At 43.5% G+C, this 21,042-nt stretch carries 14 protein-coding genes; 1 reads left to right on the top strand and 13 read right to left on the bottom strand.

Features of this window, described 5'->3' with window-relative positions; translation table 11 throughout:
* Window positions 1–9: 9 nt before the first annotated feature.
* From ACFSVM_RS08450 to ACFSVM_RS08395, 12 genes are all read right to left on the bottom strand, one after another.
* The gene (locus tag ACFSVM_RS08450) at window positions 10–1,566 is read right to left on the bottom strand and encodes a glycoside hydrolase family 43 protein (RefSeq protein ID WP_379261410.1); all 1,557 of its coding nucleotides are present in this window, start codon (window positions 1,564–1,566) and stop codon (window positions 10–12) included.
* A complete protein-coding gene (locus ACFSVM_RS08445; RefSeq protein ID WP_379262936.1) occupies window positions 1,567–2,406 on the bottom strand; it encodes a carbohydrate ABC transporter permease in 840 nt (279 codons plus the stop codon).
* Between the two features lie 113 nt (window positions 2,407–2,519).
* Window positions 2,520–3,485 carry an ABC transporter permease gene (locus ACFSVM_RS08440; protein WP_076310824.1) on the bottom strand — a complete coding sequence of 322 codons (966 nt, stop codon included), beginning with the start codon at window positions 3,483–3,485 and terminating at the stop codon, window positions 2,520–2,522.
* Window positions 3,486–3,628: 143 nt separating this feature from the next.
* Window positions 3,629–5,302: an ABC transporter substrate-binding protein gene (locus tag ACFSVM_RS08435; RefSeq protein ID WP_379261408.1), complete on the bottom strand. Its 1,674-nt coding sequence runs from the start codon at window positions 5,300–5,302 to the stop codon at window positions 3,629–3,631.
* Between the two features lie 139 nt (window positions 5,303–5,441).
* Window positions 5,442–7,001, bottom strand: a complete 1,560-nt coding sequence (locus ACFSVM_RS08430; RefSeq protein WP_379261406.1) for a response regulator transcription factor — start codon at window positions 6,999–7,001, stop codon at window positions 5,442–5,444.
* The gene (locus tag ACFSVM_RS08425; protein ID WP_379261404.1) at window positions 6,991–8,814 is read right to left on the bottom strand and encodes a sensor histidine kinase; all 1,824 of its coding nucleotides are present in this window, start codon (window positions 8,812–8,814) and stop codon (window positions 6,991–6,993) included. The genes ACFSVM_RS08430 and ACFSVM_RS08425 overlap by 11 nt, the downstream gene beginning before the upstream one ends.
* A gap of 47 nt (window positions 8,815–8,861) precedes the next feature.
* Window positions 8,862–10,388, bottom strand: a complete 1,527-nt coding sequence (locus tag ACFSVM_RS08420) for a response regulator transcription factor (protein WP_379261402.1) — start codon at window positions 10,386–10,388, stop codon at window positions 8,862–8,864.
* A 264-nt stretch (window positions 10,389–10,652) separates the two neighbouring features.
* Window positions 10,653–10,853, bottom strand: coding sequence for a DUF6440 family protein (locus ACFSVM_RS08415; protein WP_379261400.1), 201 nt, complete (start codon window positions 10,851–10,853; stop codon window positions 10,653–10,655).
* A gap of 55 nt (window positions 10,854–10,908) precedes the next feature.
* Window positions 10,909–11,655 (bottom strand): ABC transporter permease, encoded by a 747-nt coding sequence (locus ACFSVM_RS08410; RefSeq protein ID WP_379261398.1) that lies wholly within the window; start codon window positions 11,653–11,655, stop codon window positions 10,909–10,911.
* Window positions 11,652–12,506, bottom strand: a complete 855-nt coding sequence (locus ACFSVM_RS08405; RefSeq protein ID WP_379261396.1) for an ABC transporter ATP-binding protein — start codon at window positions 12,504–12,506, stop codon at window positions 11,652–11,654. Before ACFSVM_RS08405 ends, ACFSVM_RS08410 begins: the two co-directional genes overlap by 4 nt.
* 169 nt (window positions 12,507–12,675) lie before the next feature.
* Window positions 12,676–13,647 (bottom strand): LytTR family transcriptional regulator DNA-binding domain-containing protein, encoded by a 972-nt coding sequence (locus ACFSVM_RS08400; RefSeq protein WP_379261394.1) that lies wholly within the window; start codon window positions 13,645–13,647, stop codon window positions 12,676–12,678.
* Window positions 13,648–13,728: 81 nt separating this feature from the next.
* A complete protein-coding gene (locus ACFSVM_RS08395) occupies window positions 13,729–14,331 on the bottom strand; it encodes a DJ-1/PfpI family protein (RefSeq protein ID WP_076310833.1) in 603 nt (200 codons plus the stop codon).
* A 190-nt stretch (window positions 14,332–14,521) separates the two neighbouring features.
* On the opposite strand from ACFSVM_RS08395, the gene ACFSVM_RS08390 reads away from it, so the two are divergent.
* Window positions 14,522–15,316, top strand: a complete 795-nt coding sequence (locus ACFSVM_RS08390) for a helix-turn-helix transcriptional regulator (RefSeq protein ID WP_379261391.1) — start codon at window positions 14,522–14,524, stop codon at window positions 15,314–15,316.
* A gap of 73 nt (window positions 15,317–15,389) precedes the next feature.
* Here ACFSVM_RS08390 and ACFSVM_RS08385 read toward each other — a convergent pair whose 3' ends face one another.
* On the bottom strand, window positions 15,390–21,008 hold the full coding sequence (locus ACFSVM_RS08385; protein WP_379261389.1) for a pectinesterase family protein: 5,619 nt from the start codon (window positions 21,006–21,008) through the stop codon (window positions 15,390–15,392).
* Window positions 21,009–21,042 lie beyond the last annotated feature (34 nt).

The following is a 21,042-nucleotide window of genomic DNA, read 5'->3' as shown; positions in this document are numbered from 1 at the left end:
GCCTAAGTGCTAGATCACATACTCGAACCAGTCAAAATATGCAGGGGTGCGGCTTACCTGACCATTACCAGTGGCATATAACCCGACTACTGCGCCAGTGAAGCACATCTTATGCACAAAGTCTTCTGGAGATATTGCACGAGCAGAGCCAGCACCCAAGTCCATCCAGTTCATTCCGTCTGCCGAGCAAGATAGCTGGTATCCCGTTTCTGTTGACTTGATTTGGAGTACTAGCTCCTCCACTTCCGTCTCGCTCTCATGCACGAATTGTGACTCTCCACGTACCGTCAGTCGGGCAAAAATCATTCTGCGACCTTCCGACTGTCTAATGCCGAGTTCATAATGCGCATCCTCATCCCGACGGATACACAGACCTGCCTCTTCACCATCGGCAGCCGGAATGAACGACATCGAAGCTTTGAATGTGGCCTGAAGATGCTGCTGTCTTCGCCCGACAAAAGTAATCTGTCCAACATCACTGAGACTTGCCTCTTGGCCATGGAGAGTAAGAAAACCAGGCTTTTCCGAAAGAGAACAGGTTCCTTCTGACGGGTTGCGCACGGACATCCAATGTGACCCCAGCTCTTCATCAAAGTCATCCCGGCCCTGCGTGATCGCTGATTGGATCTCCAGTTTCGAAGGCTCAGTCATCGGCAAGCGTTGAACGACCATATCGAGACTTACCGTTCCTTCATTGTTATCAATGTGCGGCCAGCCATCATTCCAAATGACCGGTGCAAGAAACGTTTCCCGTCCGAGCACACTGTATCCGTCTTCGGTCAATCGAACACCAAGGAATACCGCCCACCAGTCGCCATGATGATCCTCCACTAGGTCGGCATGTCCTAGATACTGGATGGGATGATCCAGATTGCGGTGGGTTAGAATGGGCTCAGGATAGCGTTCGAACGGACCATAAGGATGATCGCTTCTGCCAATGATTTCACGGTGCTCCTTAGCCGTTCCGCCAGATGCAGACATCATATAATACTTTCCATTAATTTTGTACAGATGCGGCCCTTCAGTCCATGGTCCACCATCCCCATGCCAAACAACTTGAGGTGAGGAAAGTGCTTCTCCGGTCTCAATATTGATCTCGTACTGAATGGCGTGAGAATCGTAATCCGCTCCTTGCTGGGCTGTAACATATACTTTGCCATCATCATCAAAAAACAAGGATGGATCAATACCGCCATAAGGAATACGGATTGGATCAGACCACGGTCCGGCTGGGTTCTTAGCCGTAACGTAGAAATTACCGATACCTCTTACATCTGTCGTAATCATATAAAATGTGCCTTTGTTGTAACGAATTGCAGGGGCATAGATTCCGTCCGAGCTCTTTTGATCGGTCAAATCAAGCTGGCTGACTCGATCAAGAACGTTACCGATTTGCTCCCAATGGATTAGATCCCGGCTTCGAAAAATCGGCACTCCGGGGAAATACTCGAACGAACTACACACAAGATAAAAATAATCTTCCGCCTTCACGATACTTGGATCCGGATAAAAACCGGGAAGGATCGGATTTGCGTAGCGGATTGTTTGTGATTGAAGTTGTGGCATTTATTCTTTCACGCTCCCGACATTTAGTCCAACGACAAAGTGTTTTTGCATGAACGGATATACGAACAAGATCGGCACCGAAGCAACAATCGTAATTGCAGCGCGAATCGAAATCGGCGTTACCTGGGTTGCATGCTCCATCCCTATACCATTGGCTACTGAAGGATTACTGTTAGCATTCATACTTGAGGATAACAGCTTCATTAACTCATATTGGAGTGTGCTCAGCTCTTGAACGGAAGAAGTATAGAGAAAAGCATCAAACCAGGAGTTCCAAGCACCAACTGCGACGAAGAGTGCAATGGTTGCGAGAACCGGTTTACACAATGGGAATATAATTCTCCAGAAAATCTTAAAGTCTCCCGCACCATCTATTTTCGCTGATTCAATCAAACTTTCAGGGATGGTGTATATATAAGTACGGATAACGATCAAGTTGAACGCACTGATCATTGAAGGCAAGACATACACCCAGAAGGAATTAATCAAGTTCAGGTCCTTAATCAGGAAGTAGCCTGGGATGAGCCCTGCATTGAAGTACATGGTCAGAACAAAGATGGTCGTAATTGATTTACGGAAAACATACTCACGGCGACTCAGCGTGTAAGCCAGCATAGAGGTTAAGAAAATATTAAGCACAGTTGAAAGAACCGTACGAGCAACTGAAATAAGAAAAGCATTGTAGATTGTACCTGATGCAAACACAGCTTTGTAGTTCTGCAGCGTGAATTCACGAGGCCATAAATATAGACCACCGCGAATTGTGTCGTTCCCTGCATTAAATGAAACGACAACCGTGTTCAGGAATGGGTACAATGTAACCATAACCAGCATAATCATAAAGATAGTATTGAAAGTATTGAACAAAAGCGGTTCGATTCCCCTGCTGCCCGGACGACGGACAGAAAGAGGTATCGTATTTCCTGAACCAGACAATGGTGTTTTTTTCATGATTATAACAGCCTCTCTTCCCCAAGCCGCTTGGCGGTCCAATTCGCTAAGAGCAGGATTGTAATGCTGACTACGGTCTTAAATATTCCTCCAGCAGTCGCTAATGAGTAGTTGCCTTGTGCAATGCCGTATTTAAGTACAAAGATGTCGATCGTTTCAGACCAGTCTACAACCAATCCATTACCTAACAGGTATTGAACCTCAAATCCTGCTTCAAGAATATGACCCGTTTGCATAATTAACAGAATGACGATCGTAGGCTTAATACCCGGCAAAGTGATATTCCACATTTTTTGGTAGCGATTTGCTCCATCAATATCGGATGCTTCATACAACGCCGGATCAATGGATGCGATAGCTGCCAAATAGATAATTGTGTTCCAACCGACTTCTTTCCAGATATGTGAACCCGCAACGACGCCCCAGAAATACTTTCCTTCCGTCAGCCATAGTATGGGCTCATTAATTAAGTTCAGCTTCATTAATATATCGTTGACAATGCCATCAGAAGCGAGCGATGTAGCCACAATGCCCGTAACAATGATCCATGATAGGAAATGGGGCAAATAAGAAATCGTCTGTACTGTTCGCTTCCACATGACCTTTTTGATCTCATTAAGAAGAAGTGCCAGAATAATCGCAGTAACAAAGCCTAAAATTAGGTTGATAATACTCATGGCTAGCGTATTTCGAAGCACACGCAAGAAATTATCATCTGTAAACAAAAACTCAAAGTGCTTAAACCCTACCCAGGTTTGCTGTGAAAAGCTTCTAGCAGGCTTATAATCCTGAAAAGCCATCGTCCAGCCCCAAATCGGCACATAAGCAAAGGTGATAATGTAAGCAAGCAGAGGAACAGACATCCATATTAGCTGTCTCTGTGCTTTAATGTTCTGCCAGGTCATTTTCCTAATCTTCCGTTTTTTCTTCGGGTTGTGCGGATCGGTTCCCACTACAATTTCCTCCATAATATCAAGCTCCCTACCCATCTTTATAATTGATCGAAGAATGAAAGGACAATTTATCTACTATGATTTCAACAACGGCTTATAACCGTATTTCCTAACAAAATCAGGAAGGAAGAATAACTTCCTTCCTGACGATATTTCGTTTACTTCACTGACCAGTTCTCAATTCTCCATTTCAACACTTCATTGATGCGGTCTTCATATGTCTTGATATCGAGCTTCTGTATCTCGGAAACGTATTCATTCCAAACATTATCAAATTCTGATGTATTGGCAGCCAAAATCGCTCTTGGCAAATATTTGGTAGACAATTCATTCAGCTTTGTGTTCGCAATTTTAGCTGGAGAACCTTCAACAAGGTCAACAGACCATGCCGGGTAATAAATTGGATTCTCTGGCGGATCACTGAAGAAATCTACATAGCTGTTGAATCCGTAAGCATCTAAAACTTCCTTGTCAAACGGTCTCAGACTGGCTTGATATTCTTCTGGCTGATTACTTGCCGAGGTTGCGTTACCATCGCTGAAGTATCCTTCCATCTTTGGTGCAGTTGCATAGAATGCGTCTGCTTTATTGGCCAGTTTCCATGTAGCATCAGCTGCGTTGTCACGCTGTTCCTGCGTCTTCATAAAGCGTCCATCATCATTGACGTAATAGTCCTCGCCCTCGATACCCCATGTAAGTGTTTTTTGCCATTCTTCTTCCATAAGCTTATCGAGCACTTTGATAATTTTGACAGGGTCTTTGGCACTCACTGTAATACCAAAACCATTATTGAGGTTTAGAGCTGCGCGGTCACGATAATAGTCTTTTATACTGCTATCATAAACCAGCGGGAAGCCCACATAAGTACGCTCAATTTTGCCTTGCGTGATAAGTGAATCTTCTGCGCTGCCAAAGTTCCAGTGTTGATCAAACATACCAAGTACAGCTCCGCTGGACAGTTTGGCCATATACTGATCATAGTTCTGCGCAAACGCTTCCTTATCAAGCAAGCCTTGTGCATTGATTTCATTTAGCTTCTGATAGTAGTCTTTGGCATAATCCTTGTCAGCAAAAATCTCTGCTTTACCGTCTTTTACTACCACACCGCCATCGTTCGGATGACCGATTAGATGCTGCGGCGGATTCAGCAAGCCCCAGTTCTTCCAATCATAGTTGAGAACCTCAAAACCGATTGTCGGCTGGCCATCAATGGTCGGATATTTCTCTTTGTATTTTGCGATCAAATCAAAATATTCTTCCAGCGTTTTCGGAGTAGGATAACCAAATTCCTTCAGAACCGCTTTTTGAATCCAAAAGGCTGGTCCGCTGTAGTAGGTGTCCGCCACTTCACCGTTGTATGCACCGTAGTTAGGCAGGTAGTAGATATGTCCGTCATTTGGATCCTTCATTTGATTCCAGTACTTTTCGTAATGCTTTTTCAAATTAGGTGCGTGTTCCTCAATCAGATCTTCAAGCGGAATAACAGAACCTGCCGCTGTAAGCTTGGTATCCGCAGAGATCAGATCTGGATAATCTCCACCAGCAATCATAACGCCGAGCTTTTGGTTCTTATCACCAGCCAAAAATTCAAATTTGAATGATACGCCCAGCTCTTCCTTCATTTTCTTATAGATCTTGTTATCAGCGGTTGGCTGCTGCCCCGCCTCGTTCAGAAATACCGAGATTTCTATCGGATTGTCGGGCCCCACCTCACTGCCTTCCTCTCCGCTCTCTGATTCGTTTGCACCGCCAGAACATCCGGCCAGCACAACGCTCAATGACAGCAACAATGTTGCTCCTGCGCGGAAAAATCTCTTTTTACTGTCCCCCATAAAGCACCTCCAAAGTTTGATCCTGCCTTAATGTAAGCCCTTTCAATTGAACAATTTCATTATAAAATTATCGCTATTAAGAAACTATATTCGAATTAAAGCTATTTCCGAGAAAAGCTCAGGTCTTCTGGTGTAAGTTTTAATGAAGCTCATTGGAGATGTTTTTCTTATATTCATTAGGAGACGTACCCAGTCGTTTCTCGAAATGCTTTAGAAAATGATGATAGCTGGAGTAACCAACCTTTTCCGAGACCTCGCTATTTTTATACTGATTCGTCTGTAGCAGCCGGCAAGCTTCCTTAATTCGAAGATTATGAAGCAGTTCATTAAACCCGATTCCATTTTTACGTATCAGTAATTGGCCTAAATAGGCAGGATGCATAAAGAAATGTTCCGCCAGCTTCTTAATCGTTAATCCCTCTCGGTAATGCGCATGTATATAATCATTAATATCTTGTACGATTCCTTGTGCTTCGTACGCGTTCTCCTTAAGTAAAAGCTCGAAGCAGACTCTTCCGCACGATTGAAGCATTACAATCAAATCGTTGAAGGTCAGCAGAACTTCATCTAGATTCGGAATGTCGAACAGAAGGCTGGAAGAGGATTCTGCATCCTCTCCTAGTTGAACCCCCATGTATGCTCGAATTTCATGAAGCACGTATATTACAAATTTACGGGCCTCGTCCGGGTGAACCCGCAGCTTGCGAAAAGATTGTTCAATAAGCACCACAACGGACTGGTAAGCGGAATGATCAATAAGCTGAAACGCTCGAAGTATTTTTTCCAGTAGCTGCACCTGATCGTAATGCCATTGAAATGCAACATCCTTGAGCTCCTTATAATCCATAATTAAGGTCTTATCCGCTTCATAAAAAGCATGCAGAAGTGCTTTCTCTGCTGCAGCTCGGGAATGGCTGATACGAGTGAGAGAGGATTCGGCTTCTCCCATCGCCATAAATACACGAAAGCCCGCCAGACGGCGAGCCAGTTCCTCCAATCGCTTTTGAACAGTGTCTCCTGTAACCAGGACTTTAAGGTCAACATCCTCATATACGATGGAAACCAGATTATACTGCAAGCGAATCATATACATGGCTTTAGATCCGTTCAAGCACTCCTCAGCAATATTGCTCCACCGCGCATAATCTTCCCAAGACCCTTGAACCAGACATACATTCCATAGATCTGAAGACTGTGATAGAGACTCGAGCAAAGAAGTTTCCTCAGAAGATAAATCTTCACCTATCAGCGCTTTCTTCAACATCAAATGCTCCTTCTCTCTCCGAGCGACCTGGCCAATATAGTTCTGCTTCTGCTCCTTCATCAGTTCTTGTCCCATTTGACGGATCTCCTGCTCCGCCTGTTCCTCATCAAGCGGTTTTAGTAAATAATGGGAAACTCTGTATTTTAGCGCCTTTCGAGCATAATAAAAATCGCTGTAGCCTGTAAGAATGATGAATTTGGTTGACTGATGACCTCTGCGTCTCCATTCCTCAATCATCTCCAGGCCATCCATAACGGGCATGTGTATATCGACCATGACAAGATCTGGCCTCAGCTCCTCCAATTGCTTCAAACCTTCGGCTCCATTTGTGCAGACTCCACACACCTCGAAGCCAAGATTTTCCCATGGAATTAATAACTGCAGGCCCTCAAGAGCCAAAGGCTCATCGTCAATTAGCAGCACTTTAAATTCCATCGTCCAAGCCCCCTTTTTCTAACTGACGTTCCAGCAGCTGCAATGGAATTTCAAAGGACACCTCGGTCCCTTCTCCGATCCTGCTTACCAGATTAAATTTCACTTTATCGTCATAGTACAATTCGAGGCGACGATATACATTACGCAGCCCAATATTGTAGCCTCCGCTCTCTTCCTCACTCCGCATATGATATAGAACTTCTTGCAGCCGGTCTTTGTCCATACCCCTGCCATTGTCGAATACAACGACACGAAGATGGTCACTTACAATCTCCGCTCGGATCTTCACACAGCCAAGTCCTTCTATCGCTTGTATACCGTGTTTACAAGCGTTCTCTGCCAGTTGTTGTATACTCATTTTCGGTATTTTATAAAGTTTTGCCTCATCACTGATATCAATGTAGTATTCAAATTTATCCCGGAAACGAAATTTCTCAATCCCCAAGTACATGATTGTAAAGCTCATTTCCTCCTCCAGCGTGACCACATCGTCCTTCCAATTCAGTAGACGACGAAGCAGCTTGGACAGATCCTTAATAATATCCTTGACCTCCACATAATTATTTTTGGTACTAACCACAAGGAGTGCATTCAACGTATTGAATAAAAAATGAGGGTTCATCTGACTTTGCAGCAAATTAAGTTCAGCCCGGATGCGCTCAGTCTCTTGGCTTCGTTGCTGAATTTCTAGCTTGTATACATCGTTGATTAATGACTTAATTTGAGCAGTCATCATATTGAAATTGCGAATCAAATGACCAATCTCGTCTTGCCCGCCGTCTATATTAATCAGCTCAAATTTCTCATTCCCCACTTTTCGCATGTGCCTTGATAGTCGCTTCACCCGATAATTATAGGAACGGAGCATAATATAAATGAAAATAGAAGTCACAAGGGTAATAATCCCCGCTAGCATTCCGAAATAGAGCTGCATAGATAACATGGCTTGTTTAACGCGTGTTTCCTGAGGCACACCAATTAACTTCCAGCCTTTTACATAGCTGGCTTTGCCTATCGGAACAATATGTATGTCTTTTTCTTCCAAATTACTTATATCAAACAACGCATAGTCGTTATCCACCTCGCCATGATATTTGTCATCTGCAGAGACGATGATTTGATTCAAGTCATTAACTAGATACAGTTCCAGTGAACTTTTTTCTCTTGCAAGCACGTCATAGAAACGATTAAGGTAGAAATCAATGCGTACCAGCTTCTTATAAGAATTGTGCGCGTAATAATAGTCCATTTTTTCAATGATGCTTAAATACGAAGCGGTAGCAGCACGGTTATTAGCTGCCTGATCACGATATGCGAGTACTTTTAGAGATTTATCCGCTGCTTCCCACTGCTTATACCAAGTACTAGATCGCATTGTACCATCCAGAACATAATAGTCACCGCCTGGTACAATAGTTGGATTATCCGTGTAGATGCCAATGCGCTGAATTTGATTATTGGTCGGAATATAGGAGGTCACCCGGTGGCGAAGCAGATCATCAAATGTGCTGTAGAAATCTAGCTGCCCATCGTAGACCCGATCCATGGATTCCGACATCAGCTTGTCCGTAATTAAGGCATGACTGACAGCAATACCGCCGTCAATCATCGTATGAATGTCCTTCCTTGCCCTCTCCAATGATATCTGCAAATTATGCTCCTCCCGTTCCTTGATCAGCTCTGACATACGATCCATGAACAAGTAATAGCTAGCAAGAATGGGAAGTAAAATTCCGATGACATAAATCAGCATAAATTTGTAATTTAAAGGAATATCATTCACAAAGCTGCGGAATCTGAATTTTCTGAACATGTTTATTATCGCCGTCCTTCAGTCATGCTTCATAACCTTTTAATACCCTATTGTAGTTTTCTATATTGCGATGGTGCCATTCCAGTCATTCGCTTGAACTGACTTATAAAATAATCAGTACTCAGATAACCCGAATGCACGGCAACGTCAGCAATGCACTTACTGCTTTGACGCAGTAAACGTTTTGCCTCATCAATTCGCTTATCATTTAAATACTCCCGAAAACTCTTGCCCGTCTGCTGTTTAAATGCTTGCCCTAAATAGTTGGCGTTCATATGAAATTTCTGTGCTAGCTCCTGAAGCCGCAAATTTTCTCGAAATTCCTGATTGACATACTGCTCTACTTGAAAAATGGTGCTGAATTCCTTTCGTTTCCGTTGTTCCTGAATTTCCTTCACAGCCGTGCGGCTTAACATTAGACCGTACTCCAGAAACCTAGGAAATGAGTTAATCCCAGTGATGTCACCTGCCTCATTCTGAACTTGCTGTATAAAGGCGTCTACATTCCCCTCCAGTTCATTCAACTGTTTCAGAACGCCCATTTCAAGGGCAATCAATTGAACCCGAACGTATTCGATATTTGACACAGTCAGCTCAGATTGGGGATTCGCTAGCAGCGCTTGCACCTTTACTTCCACCTTGTCCGTCTCGCCTGACAAAATGGCTTCCATAAGGCCTGCCAAAGCTTGTTGATTTACTTTAGCTAGGCCATCCTTCGGTGGTAAGTCTTGATCGCGAATAAAACCGGTTTTATATTGATAGCGCTTCCATTTAAGCGCAAATAAAGCTTTTTCATATGCTGAGCGCATGGCGCATGCTCCGCTTGATTGATATCCAAACGCCACGATAATTGAGGCAAGGTTCGCATATATCTCAAACAGATTTCTGCCGAGCTCCTCAAGCCGCTTCAAGGAATTATCAATGTCGACAGCAAACAATCCTATATTTCCTTCGGAATCCGTAAAAGGTATGGAGCATCGCGTTCCTGCAAAACTTTGTAAGTGTTGTTTAACATCTCCCATATAGTTATCCGTTGAAATCAGAAGACAAGCCATGTTCTCATGACCTTCCATTTGTAGTGTTCGATTCACTTCGTCTTGCAGTTCACTGCTGTCATCCCCTTGAAGCAGGCGATTGAACAAAGAATTTACATATAACGCATGCTCACGATGATAAGCTTCTGCTGAAGCGTGCTCCTCCACAATTTTACGTCCGATTACATCTAATACGGCTTCAATCTCCACTTCATCAATCGGCTTGAGCAAATATTCCTCTACACGCTGATTCAGCGCTACTTTAGCATACTCAAAGCTGTCATATCCGCTTAAAATAACAAATTTGGGCGGTCTGTCCATTGTTTTTTTGGAACGTTCTATTAATTCAAGGCCACTTACAGAAGGCATGTGAATATCCGTGATTACGAGATCCGGTTGAAGATTCTCAATCTTGGCCCAAGCATCATTCCCATTCTCGGCCTCCCCGCAGATTTGAAAACCGAATTTATCCCAATTGACCATGGTTCGCAAACCTTCGAGTACCCAAGGCTCATCATCCACCAACAAAACATCCATCATTCATGATCCCCCCTGCCATTGAATGAATATTACATCCCAATCTCCATTTAAGCTAGTTGTATCTTATAATTATCTAGGAGCTTTTAACCAAATTACAACAAACAATACTTTATATAACGTCCAAATCTTTACTAATTATAACGAATAAGGATATCTTCGGGAAGCACCTGCTTAACATATAAAAAGATCAGCCAGTATCACTGGCTGACCTTATCTACTAACACGGTTTAATTCTGTGCTGAACGTTTCCTCCCGCAGAACCCCCTATTGATCCGTTCCTTCGACGGGATCGACAACAACTTTTCCATCCGCATCCAATAAAGGGGTAAGCCCGCTCCCTTGTGGATTCCATACATGAAGATAGTTCACACCGGTTTGACGATCCACCAAAATATAGAGTAAGCCATGCTGATAATTTTGTACCAGCTTTTCATCAAAACGTTTATCCTCTTTTTTACTAAACATTATCTACCACTCCTTACCCAGATTATATAATACTATCGTTCAGAAATTCAGATGGTTAACGATCCAATCCGTTTTTCTTATATGCATACACAAATACGACAATAGAAATGATGAGCCAGCCGGTAAGAACACTAATATCTCTCAGATTCCAATGGTAACCACCATTAGCAAATACACTGTTGGTAAAGTTCGTCAAGACACCTGTGTAAGTATAGTTCAATATGGCCGACAAATCTTCATGGAACAGCTTGACTGCAGGGACAGAAGTCAATATTACGGTAATTGGCATCGTCATTAGTGCCGTTTGTGCCTGGTTATTTGCAAATATTCCAATTATATATCCAATAATCAGGCTTATAAAGCTGGCAGCTGTTGTCATCAACAAGAAGCTTCCAAACTGCACCTCCGCGAATGAAGTTCCACTCACCGGAATCATCAGAATGTTAACGATAATGAGAATAAATAAGGGCGGCAGCAAAGTCCCGATGAGATACTCTACGCCGTTTACCGAAGATGTCATGAGTACTCTTAGTGTATTTTTTTCTTTTTCTTCTGCGAGTGGACTGCTGCTCATTGAGATGCCAGCGATCGCGATATTAAATACAATCCCAAAGCTTAGCACAAATGCATTCGTTGAGAACGTCATCCCCTCACTGCTTACGTCTAAATCCGGTAATAAACTTCGGGTTGCAAACACAAAGCACAGGGCAAGAATAGGTGCTAATATAACACCTGTATTATTGATAATAGTCTGAAATTTCATTCCTGTAATGGCTCTTATTTTTCTTAATGAAATGCTCAATGTAGTTCCCTCCCTGTCAATTCCAAGAAGACTTTTTCAAGTGTCGGTTCGTTAGAATGTATCGTAACAAGCTGATCATCAGCCATCCATTGATTTATTTTTCGGCCTGTTTCTTCAGAATGCGGTAGTGTCAGCTCCCTCTCATCCTTTAACAAAATGTGATAACTCTTATTCTGATTGTACTTGAGACATAGTGTTTTGGGGGTTCCATACTCTACAATCAGACCATCATTTAGCAGTGCAACATGATCACACAAAGTTGATGCTTCCTCCATGTTATGGGTCGTTAGAAAAATAGCAGTTCCATTCTCTTTTAACTCGATTAGTAATTCATGTACAGAAATCGCTGTACTCGGATCTAACCCGCTTGTAGGTTCATCCAGAAAGAGCACCTTCGGCTGATGCAGAATCGCTCGTGCCAGAACTAAGCGCTGAGTCATGCCCTTCGATAATCTGCCGGCGAGTTTACGCTTGTGCTCAAATAAACCAACTCTCTGTAGAAGAGAATCTACACGTTCTTTCTTAACCCCCAATATTTTAGCGAACAGATTCAAGTTGCTGTACACCGTCATTTTTTCATAAATGCCACTATGATCTGTAACCATACCCATCTGTTCATAAATACGTTCATTCATTTGCTCAACAGGCTTTCCCAACACGATGGCTCTTCCTGAAGTTTGTGCTAATTGTCCTGTCAATATTTTGATTGTCGTTGTTTTCCCTGAACCAGAAGGTCCAAGAAAGCCAAAAATTTCTCCCGACTGAACTGAAAAATCGAGCCCTTTCAGCGCAGACTCGTTTTTGAATTTTTTGGATAATTGTTCAGCGTAAATTACAGTGTTTCTGTCCATTCGCTCTTCTCTCCTTCGCAAATATTGAAAAATAATGATGTTGTCCTTCTGTACTCTAATTTATCGAATGGCAGCAGAAAAGTCGTAAAATAACGCCGAACGGTAATGCAAACTGCTCAAATGTAACAAAAAGAGGCCGAAATGTACTCATTCCAGCCTCAAATGTACTCTAAATTTCAATTAATTGTTTCATTTCCTCCAGCCGGCTGCGGGAGAGGGGAAGCTTCACATCCGAATTCCCCTTCAAGATTAAGGTATAACTATTTTTAGAATAACTGATCAATTCAGACACGCGTTGCAAATTCACTAAATAAGATCGGTGACAACGGAAGAAACCAAATTTAATTAACTTCTCTTCCAGCTCGTTCATCGTTAAATCCGTCGGAAAGTAATCATCATCGATGCGAATATTACTTACACTGTTGATGCTCTCAATATAATCAATTTCGTCTGGACTAAAAAAGATGGTCTTATCTGCCAGCTTACAGCTGACCTTGAATACATTGTTTGGTGTAAACTTAATGCTCTCATTCAATTCAGATGTAACAGGGGTCGGTTCATTGACAAGGTCCGTTTTCTCAAGCCCCATCAATCGGTTATATCGATATATATCACGACTTAATAGCAATAACTCTTCTATAGAGTTGGATGTAATTAAGGTGGCCGTATGATTTGAACGAAGATACTCCAATGCCGTTAAATACAGCTCAATTCCTTCGGATGTTAGATTATGGAGTGGATTCTGAACTAAGATCAAATCTGCACGAAATAGAAACATGCGGAATAAACTGACTCTTTTCTTCTGGTCTTCTGTCAATTTGTTAATCTTTGTCCGCCAAACATCAGATAGAGAAAAATCGGCAATATACTCTTCTAATGAATGAGGGAATTCGGCAATTTGTTTAAAAAACGTTAAGTAGCTGTAGACAGTCAGTGTATCATATAAGCCATCATCCTGGATGGCTGCTAGAATGGAGCTCGTTTCTCTTCGAATCGAGCCACTCGTTGGCTGAAGCTTCCCTGAGATCAGGTCAAACAGCGCTGAACTTTCTTCATCCGACATTTTAATGCCGATATGTGAATCGCTCTCGATAACGAGTTCTATATTTTTTAACACCGTTCGATTTTCTACTTGTTTCATTACTTTTTCTAACGAGATCAAGGTCATTCAATACACACTTTCTTTTTCGTATTTTAGGAATTATCTTAGTCCTAAGAAAATCTAAGCCTCCCTCACTTTATACACATCACTCATTTTACCAGCCTGATAGTAAGGATATTCAAGCTTCTGTTGTACAAGATGTGCGGTTTCCTTATTTGTAAGCCACTCGATGAGATATAAACCCAAATCGATTGAGGCCGTCACCCCGCCTCCGGTAATTACCCCTTCATCTCTAACGACACGTGCTTCAATAACTTCCTCGCAGTACGGAGCCAATAAATCATATGCCGAAGAGTTCGTGGTAGCTCTTTTTCCCTTGAGAAAACCTGCCGCTCCTAGTAATAATGCGCCTGTGCAAACAGATACCTTATACGGAACATTCTCGGCAGTCCGGATCCAATCGATAAAAGCCTTGTCATTCCGGAGTTCTCTCGTCACCATTCCTCCAGGGACAAAGACCAGATCAAACTTCCCTAGATTCGGACTAACTTCATTCACCCTCATCGTGAGTCCCCGATCATCTGTGACTTCTTCCCTGTCCGCACAAAAGGTCCAGGATACGTTCTCTTTCGCCTTTAATATGCCTAACCAGGTGATAGCCTCGTAAAATCCAGTGAAGTCCATGCTTGTCATGCCGTTGAACAGTACAAATGCGATTTTCATTTGTTCACCAATCCTTTTCTCATTTGTTTAACAAAAAAAGCATTTGATGTAAAATCAAATACTGTAGTAGACAGACGCATATCCGATATGATGATTATATCAATGCTTGAATTAAACTCAAACACATGATATGAAAATAGACATACACCAATCCCCAGCAGTCTAATACTGCGCCAACGGAGGTCATGTCATGATACCTTTTTATGAGATTCGTGCTGGTGATTTGATTATTAAACATAATGCGAGACAGCTCACGTTTCCTGCTCATCTGCATGGACATATCGAGATACTTTATGTTTTTAACGGTATACAGCGTATACAAATAAATGAAAGCGCATACGAAGTGCATGAAGGCGAGGCAGCGTTAATATTGCCGGACATTGTACACAGGTACTATAGAGTTGGACAGGATCCCGCAGACGCCATGCTGATTATATTTAATCCTCGTATACTTGGAGGTCTTTTTCCTGATCTGATTCAATTTCAACCGGCTACACCTTTAATATCGAGCGCCAATATTCATCAAGATGTAGTCTATGCTCTTAATCAAATTAATAACAGCGAGGATTTTGCCACAAAATTGGGGTTTACTTATATCATCATGTCACATCTTCTTCGCCAAATCGAACTCACTGAGAGGCCGCGAATACCTGTCCAGGACATGTCTAAAAAAATCATGGAATACTTAGCTAATCACTTTACCGAACCGATTACACTAGATTCCCTTGCTTCTGAATTCTCTGTCAGCAAATACTATATCTCTCGCATCTTTTCGGAAAGGATAAAAATGAACTTCCGAAATTATCTTGCCCTTCTCCGTGTCGAATACGCTTCAAAGTTGATTCGTACCACAGACGCATCCTTTACGACCATTAGCAGCAATGCTGGATTTGATAGTCAACGAACCTTTAATCGAGTATTTCAGAGCATATACGGCATGACGCCGAGAGATTTTAGAAATAACGTTACAAAATACCTGAAATGAATCAGCATGAATAAATCAAAGGAGTGCCTATTAAGATAGGCACTCCGGCACTCCCTTACTTCGATTAATGTAATCAGTGTTCAACAGTCACGGTTACAGTCGCAGTGGTTCGATTCCCGGCATAATCAGCAGCCTCATAGGTTATTGTATACACACGTCCTGAACCAGCGCCTGAACGCTCTGCCCTTAATTCAAATTCATAATCTGATGTACCATATTCTGCTCCTTGAATATCATCATTCGTGTTCCCGTCGCCTTTTCCGTTGTCAGGTTCATTACTGGTAATAGATACGAGAGTGATGGAGGCTATACCAGATTCCTCATCGGCTGCGTTAGCAGTCACTCGAATATTCTCCATTCGATGCCCTCTTGCCTTGAGGACAGGCTTATCTACTTCAAGCTGCAGAACAGGAGGCACTTCATCCTCGCCGATGACAAATTCGATCTCATAGATTTTGACGCCTCCGTCCTGAGAAGTTACATGGATAACCGCACTTCCAGGAACGTTCTCCGCTTGCTCGATCGAAATGACAGACTTCTCTGATTGAGCTGTAGCAGTAACGATTGGGATCTCGCTTTGGGCTTCCAGCTCAACTTGGTAAGCAGTCACCTGAGGATCAAAATCAGGTATAGCCACACCATCCACATTCAATGCTTCCAGCTCCCGATTACTATTAGCCAAGTCAATTGAATCAACCGGGTTCCAGCCATCACTTCCACTCAAAATGTTAGCCGGCGTATACCATGCTGCCTCTTCAAGTGTTAGCTGCTTAGTCCAGCGATATCTGCTCTTCGGATTGGCTCCAGGTCCATAACTCGCATACTCGCCATAACGTGCAGTGGTTTCATTATTCACATTGCCCCAGTTATTCCAGCCTTCTGGAGAAATATGCTCACCAAGGTAGCTGTTCACGTAAATAACATTGGCATCAGCACGCCAAGGTCTTCCCAGTGTTACTCCTGTTATGCCTGGATCTGCTGTAATCCGGCTATTAATGAATACATAACCTGGCTTTCCTGCACCTGTAGAGGCAGCCGTGACATAACCATTGCGGAGACTATGGATGTCACTATTTTCAAATACGGCAGAAGCATTTCCAAAGATAAAATCTACAGTTCCTTCAATATAACTGTCCTTATAATAATGGCGTCCATTATTGGCATATAACGCGACTGCCTGGCCCGCATCAATGCCTGCATCGTTTTGTATAGTTAGCCGCTCCGCAGTGAAATCATTTGCCAATACCCTGAAGCTATAGCTGTTGGAAGTCCCCAGCGGGTTTCCATTCCCATCTAAGGTGCTGGCAGAGTCTCCATAGATCAGTATCGTGCCTTCTCTGCTTTCTCCAATGAAACGTAAATTGATTTTATCGGAAGGTACACTGATTTTCTCACGATAAATACCGTCTTTAATTTTAATAACCATCTGAGTTGGACTGTTACTTGGGACCGAATTAATGGCATCTTGCACATTAGAATATTGTCCGGTGCCATCTTTAGCCACTACAATCACCTGTGCAGGTACCTCCTTTAAGGTAACAGAGGAAGCTCCCTCCCCCACAGCGTTCGTAGCCGTAATAATATAGTAGTAAGGGATCCCATTCGTAAGTCCACTGTCCGTATAGCTTGTCTTGGTTAGATCACTTACAACCAGCTCATAAGGACCATTCTCTGAACTACTGCGTTTGATAGAATAGTATGTTGCCTCTGACACGGAATTCCAATTCAGTATCACACTATCGGCTGCCGGTTCTGTTGTGAATCCAGAAGGTGCTGCAGGTGTGCCGTCATTAGCAGATGGACGTATGCCTACGGCTGCTGATTCGAGACTACGTGTTTGATCGTTCACTGCAGTGACTCTGTAATAATACGGTACTCCATTCATGAGCCCGGAATCGAGATACGTGGATTCGGATACGGTTCTGATCAAATTATAAGCCCCTTCTGCAGTATCGGAACGACGCACTTCATAAGAGGATGCGCCATCTAAGCTCTCCCAATGGAGCTCTGCTCCATTAGGCAGTGGCGCTGCTGTAACCGTTGGTGTCGATAGTTGAGCTGTGGGTATTACCGTTACCGCTTCAGAATTCTCGCCTTCTCCTCCAATACTTACAGCAGAAATGACGTAATAATATGTGGTTCCATTATCCAATCCGCCGTCTCTATAAGAGGTCGAAGACACCTTCGATGCAACCGTCTCAAAAGGGCCTTCCGGATCCGTGCTTCGTTTAATCGTATAGCTAATGGCATGATCAACACCCTGCCAATTTAAATCAGCTTGCGTGCTTCGAGCCGAGATCGTAATTCCCGCGGGTGCATCGGGTCTGATGGCTGCCGAGGAAGGAGTTACCGTAACTTCATTCGAAGGACCGCTCTCTCCCGTTGATCCCACTGCTGTCACGACGTAATAATAAGTTGTATTATTCACCAAGTCCTCATCAATATAGGAGACATCAGTAATTCCACTCGTAACGGTTTCATACGGGCCACCTTCTGTCATGCTCCTCTTGATACTATAAGTAGAAGCGCCTTCAGCAGCTGTCCATTGGAGCTGGGCTTTTTCGTTGCCGGGTACTGCAGTGAGACCCTTCGGACTCTCCACCGGCTCTACATATACTTTAAGGTTGTCATAGTAGATCGTTCCTTTACCCGTTCCCGGCGTTTTGGTGGAAATCCGGCCTATTCCCGAAGCTGTCAGATCTGCTTCAAGTGGCGCATCATCCGCCACTAGCTGATTATCGAGGTAAATATCTGCTGTCTTCGCTGCTACGTTCGTCACTAATCTCAGGTTGTACCATTGATTATTAACTAAAGGATCGGTGAGTTTGTAATCTGCTCCATTCCTTTTGTAAACCAGTGTGTAATCCGGCTCCGCAACAGGTGCTGTTGGTTTGCGTAATTGAATGGATAATGCCGTCTTGCTGCCTGTTTCGTCTTGAAGATTGAGAACGGTAGAGGTACCTGGCCAGCCTGGAGAGGTCATATCCACTTCAAGAATAAACTTACCCTTCTGCGGGGCGAATTTGCGAAAAAATTCGGTACTACCAACCGCATTATCGTACAGTAAAAGGGCATGGTCTGATGCATTTCCAGTCGTATCGGAAGGAATATCCTTCACCACAACTTTATGATCCGTGTCCTGCGGATTTGGCATAAAGGTATATTCAGCTGGAGTTGTATCGATCGCTGCATCCTCGAAATTCTCATTAATATAATAGACCGTTCCCTGTTCTCCCTCTGGTGTAGCGCTCGCTTCCTTAGAATTAAAGCTTGTGCCGCTGCTATTTTCTGCCGTAACGATGTAATAGTAGGTCAATCCTGGTGTTAGGTCCCCATCGTTATAAGCATTATCGACAATTCCCGTAGCGACCTCTGAATAGGGGCCTCCTGGAATCTCGCTTCGGTACACTGTATATCCTTGTGCCGTTGTAACTTCATCCCAGTTAAGTTCAATTGATGTCAGCCCAGCGGTCGCCGTAAGTCCTGTAGGAGCCGTTGGGAAATCCGCGGCCACTGGGTTTACCGATGCATTGGAGAATACCGACGTATTATACTTGCTGTTGTCGTCATCCGCCTTGGAGGCGTCAACCGCCAGGCCAAAATAAACGGTCTCCCCCATAGAAATAGTAGCAGAATCAACGACCTTCCAATCCGTACCATTCTCTGAGATGAGTGATGTGAATTGGTCCCCAAGCCGAACGATTTTAACCCAATATGGAGTATTAATAAAATGCTCCGGCTCCTCTCTGGTCAATGGTTCACCCTCCGTGTTACGGGACATGACGATGCTCTTCTTACCATATTTGACATAAGAGACGAGCAGTGCAGCCATTTTAGCATTGGATTCCAGATTTTCGCGGATCATAACTCCCGCTTCTGCCCCATCATCAGTACCTGTAATGCTCTCAACTCGAGCCACAATTTCCCCATTGCCAGTCAATTCCTGATAAGCAAAATGAAAATGGTCCTCTTCCCCGTCAATATCTCCTGCAGACTTCAAGGTTACATCTGTATCTGCTTGTCCGAGCTGAGTATGGCCGGCAATTTCAGGTGCACCTATGTCTTCAGATTGCCATGGACTTATATCTCCCGGCTTATTCACATGAACCGCTGCATTACTTGATTGTGTGGAAGTCCCGGAATCATCAATCGCTCGTACCGTTAGAAAATAGGTTCCATCCTGGACATTCTCCCAGTTTAATGAATAAGGTGCAGTGAGGTCCTCTCCAAGCTTGATATCATCTTGATAAAATTCCACCTTAGAAACAGTACCATCCGAATCAGAAGCGTCAGCCTGAATCTCCACCGTCGCTCCTTCCTCCACAATCGTGTTGTCTGCAGGATAGCTGATCGAGACAGCTGGATTTATAGATCCATTGCCAACGATCCCGTTTAAGTACATCTCAAGATTCGTATACCCTGATGAATGGATACCATTACGGTCCTCTGCATTAGACGGATTGAGTCCGTGTGCTAACTCCCACTCGTTTGGCATGCCGTCATGATCATCATCTGCGAGTGTAGATACAGCTTCTTCAAACTCAAGGTATCCACCAACTTCTTTTGGAGAATTGATATGCTTCCCTGACCGGTTCTTCACATCGTGGACGACACGAGCGTCAATAGCATCCCTTCGTGGCAGAACGGCTCCTGCCTCTTGGAGCACTCGTTCATAAGCGGTCTCAGCAGTGTCTAGATTAATCGGATTCGGCATGGATACCGCCGTATTCAGCTTCGAATCCGGATTAGCGAGTTCCCCTACTCCGAGCCAGTTATTTGCAGTTACCTCAGGTGATCCGTCCATGATGTTACCGTCTACATATAGGCGAGTGTTCGCACTGACATCAAGGAAGATTTGATCTCTTACGGACCGATAAGTATTGGGACCATATTTATAGTAGTTATTTCTTAGATTATAATTGCCTTCCTCGCCGCCATAAGCGGAGAAGAAGCCCCAATTATAAATGATATTATTAGAAGAGTCTGTGGGGAAATTCGGCGATCCGGCAAATCTCGGATTACGGCTTACATTATGGGCGATCAGATTATGATGAAATGTTGCATTGTTGCCGCCCCAAATACCTGCATAACCGTGCCTGCCTTTTTGATGGGAGGTCATTAGCATACTCTCTGATATGATGGACCACTGTACTGTCGTGTTCTCATTGACATACATACTGAGCACTTCATCTACCGACCAGCTGAATGAGCTATGATCGATAATGATATCCTTGTGATATCGGCTGCCAAAAGCATCATCCTCGCTGGGATATCGATCTCCAAGCCTAAATCTCATATATCGAACAATAACATTATCTGCCTCAATCGTTGTTGCATAGTCAGACACGGTCACACCTTCACCTGGTGCGGTCTGACCTGCAATTGTTAGATTTGAGCCTGTAATTTTAAGCGGTGTTTCAAGATGAATCGTTCCAGCAACCTTGAACACAACCGTCGTATTATCTCTGCTGACTGCTTCCCTAAGTGAACCCGGTCCGGAATCTGCAAGCGTAGTGACTTCGTAAACATCGCCTCCTCTGCCACCGGAAGTATACATTCCTCCACCTTCCGCTCCCGGAAATGCCGGCAGTCGTTCATCTTGCACAGCCGGTGCTGTTTCTGCAGATGTAATGCCCGTCAATGAAGTCATGAGCATAGATGCGGCCAGTATTCCTGACACTATTTTTTTCATAAGCTTCCTCCTTTAAATTGCAACTTCATCATCT

This window comes from Paenibacillus shunpengii, from assembly GCF_042684905.1.
Lineage (GTDB): Bacteria > Bacillota > Bacilli > Paenibacillales > Paenibacillaceae > Paenibacillus > Paenibacillus shunpengii.
This window is presented reverse-complemented; position numbering and strand designations above follow the sequence as displayed.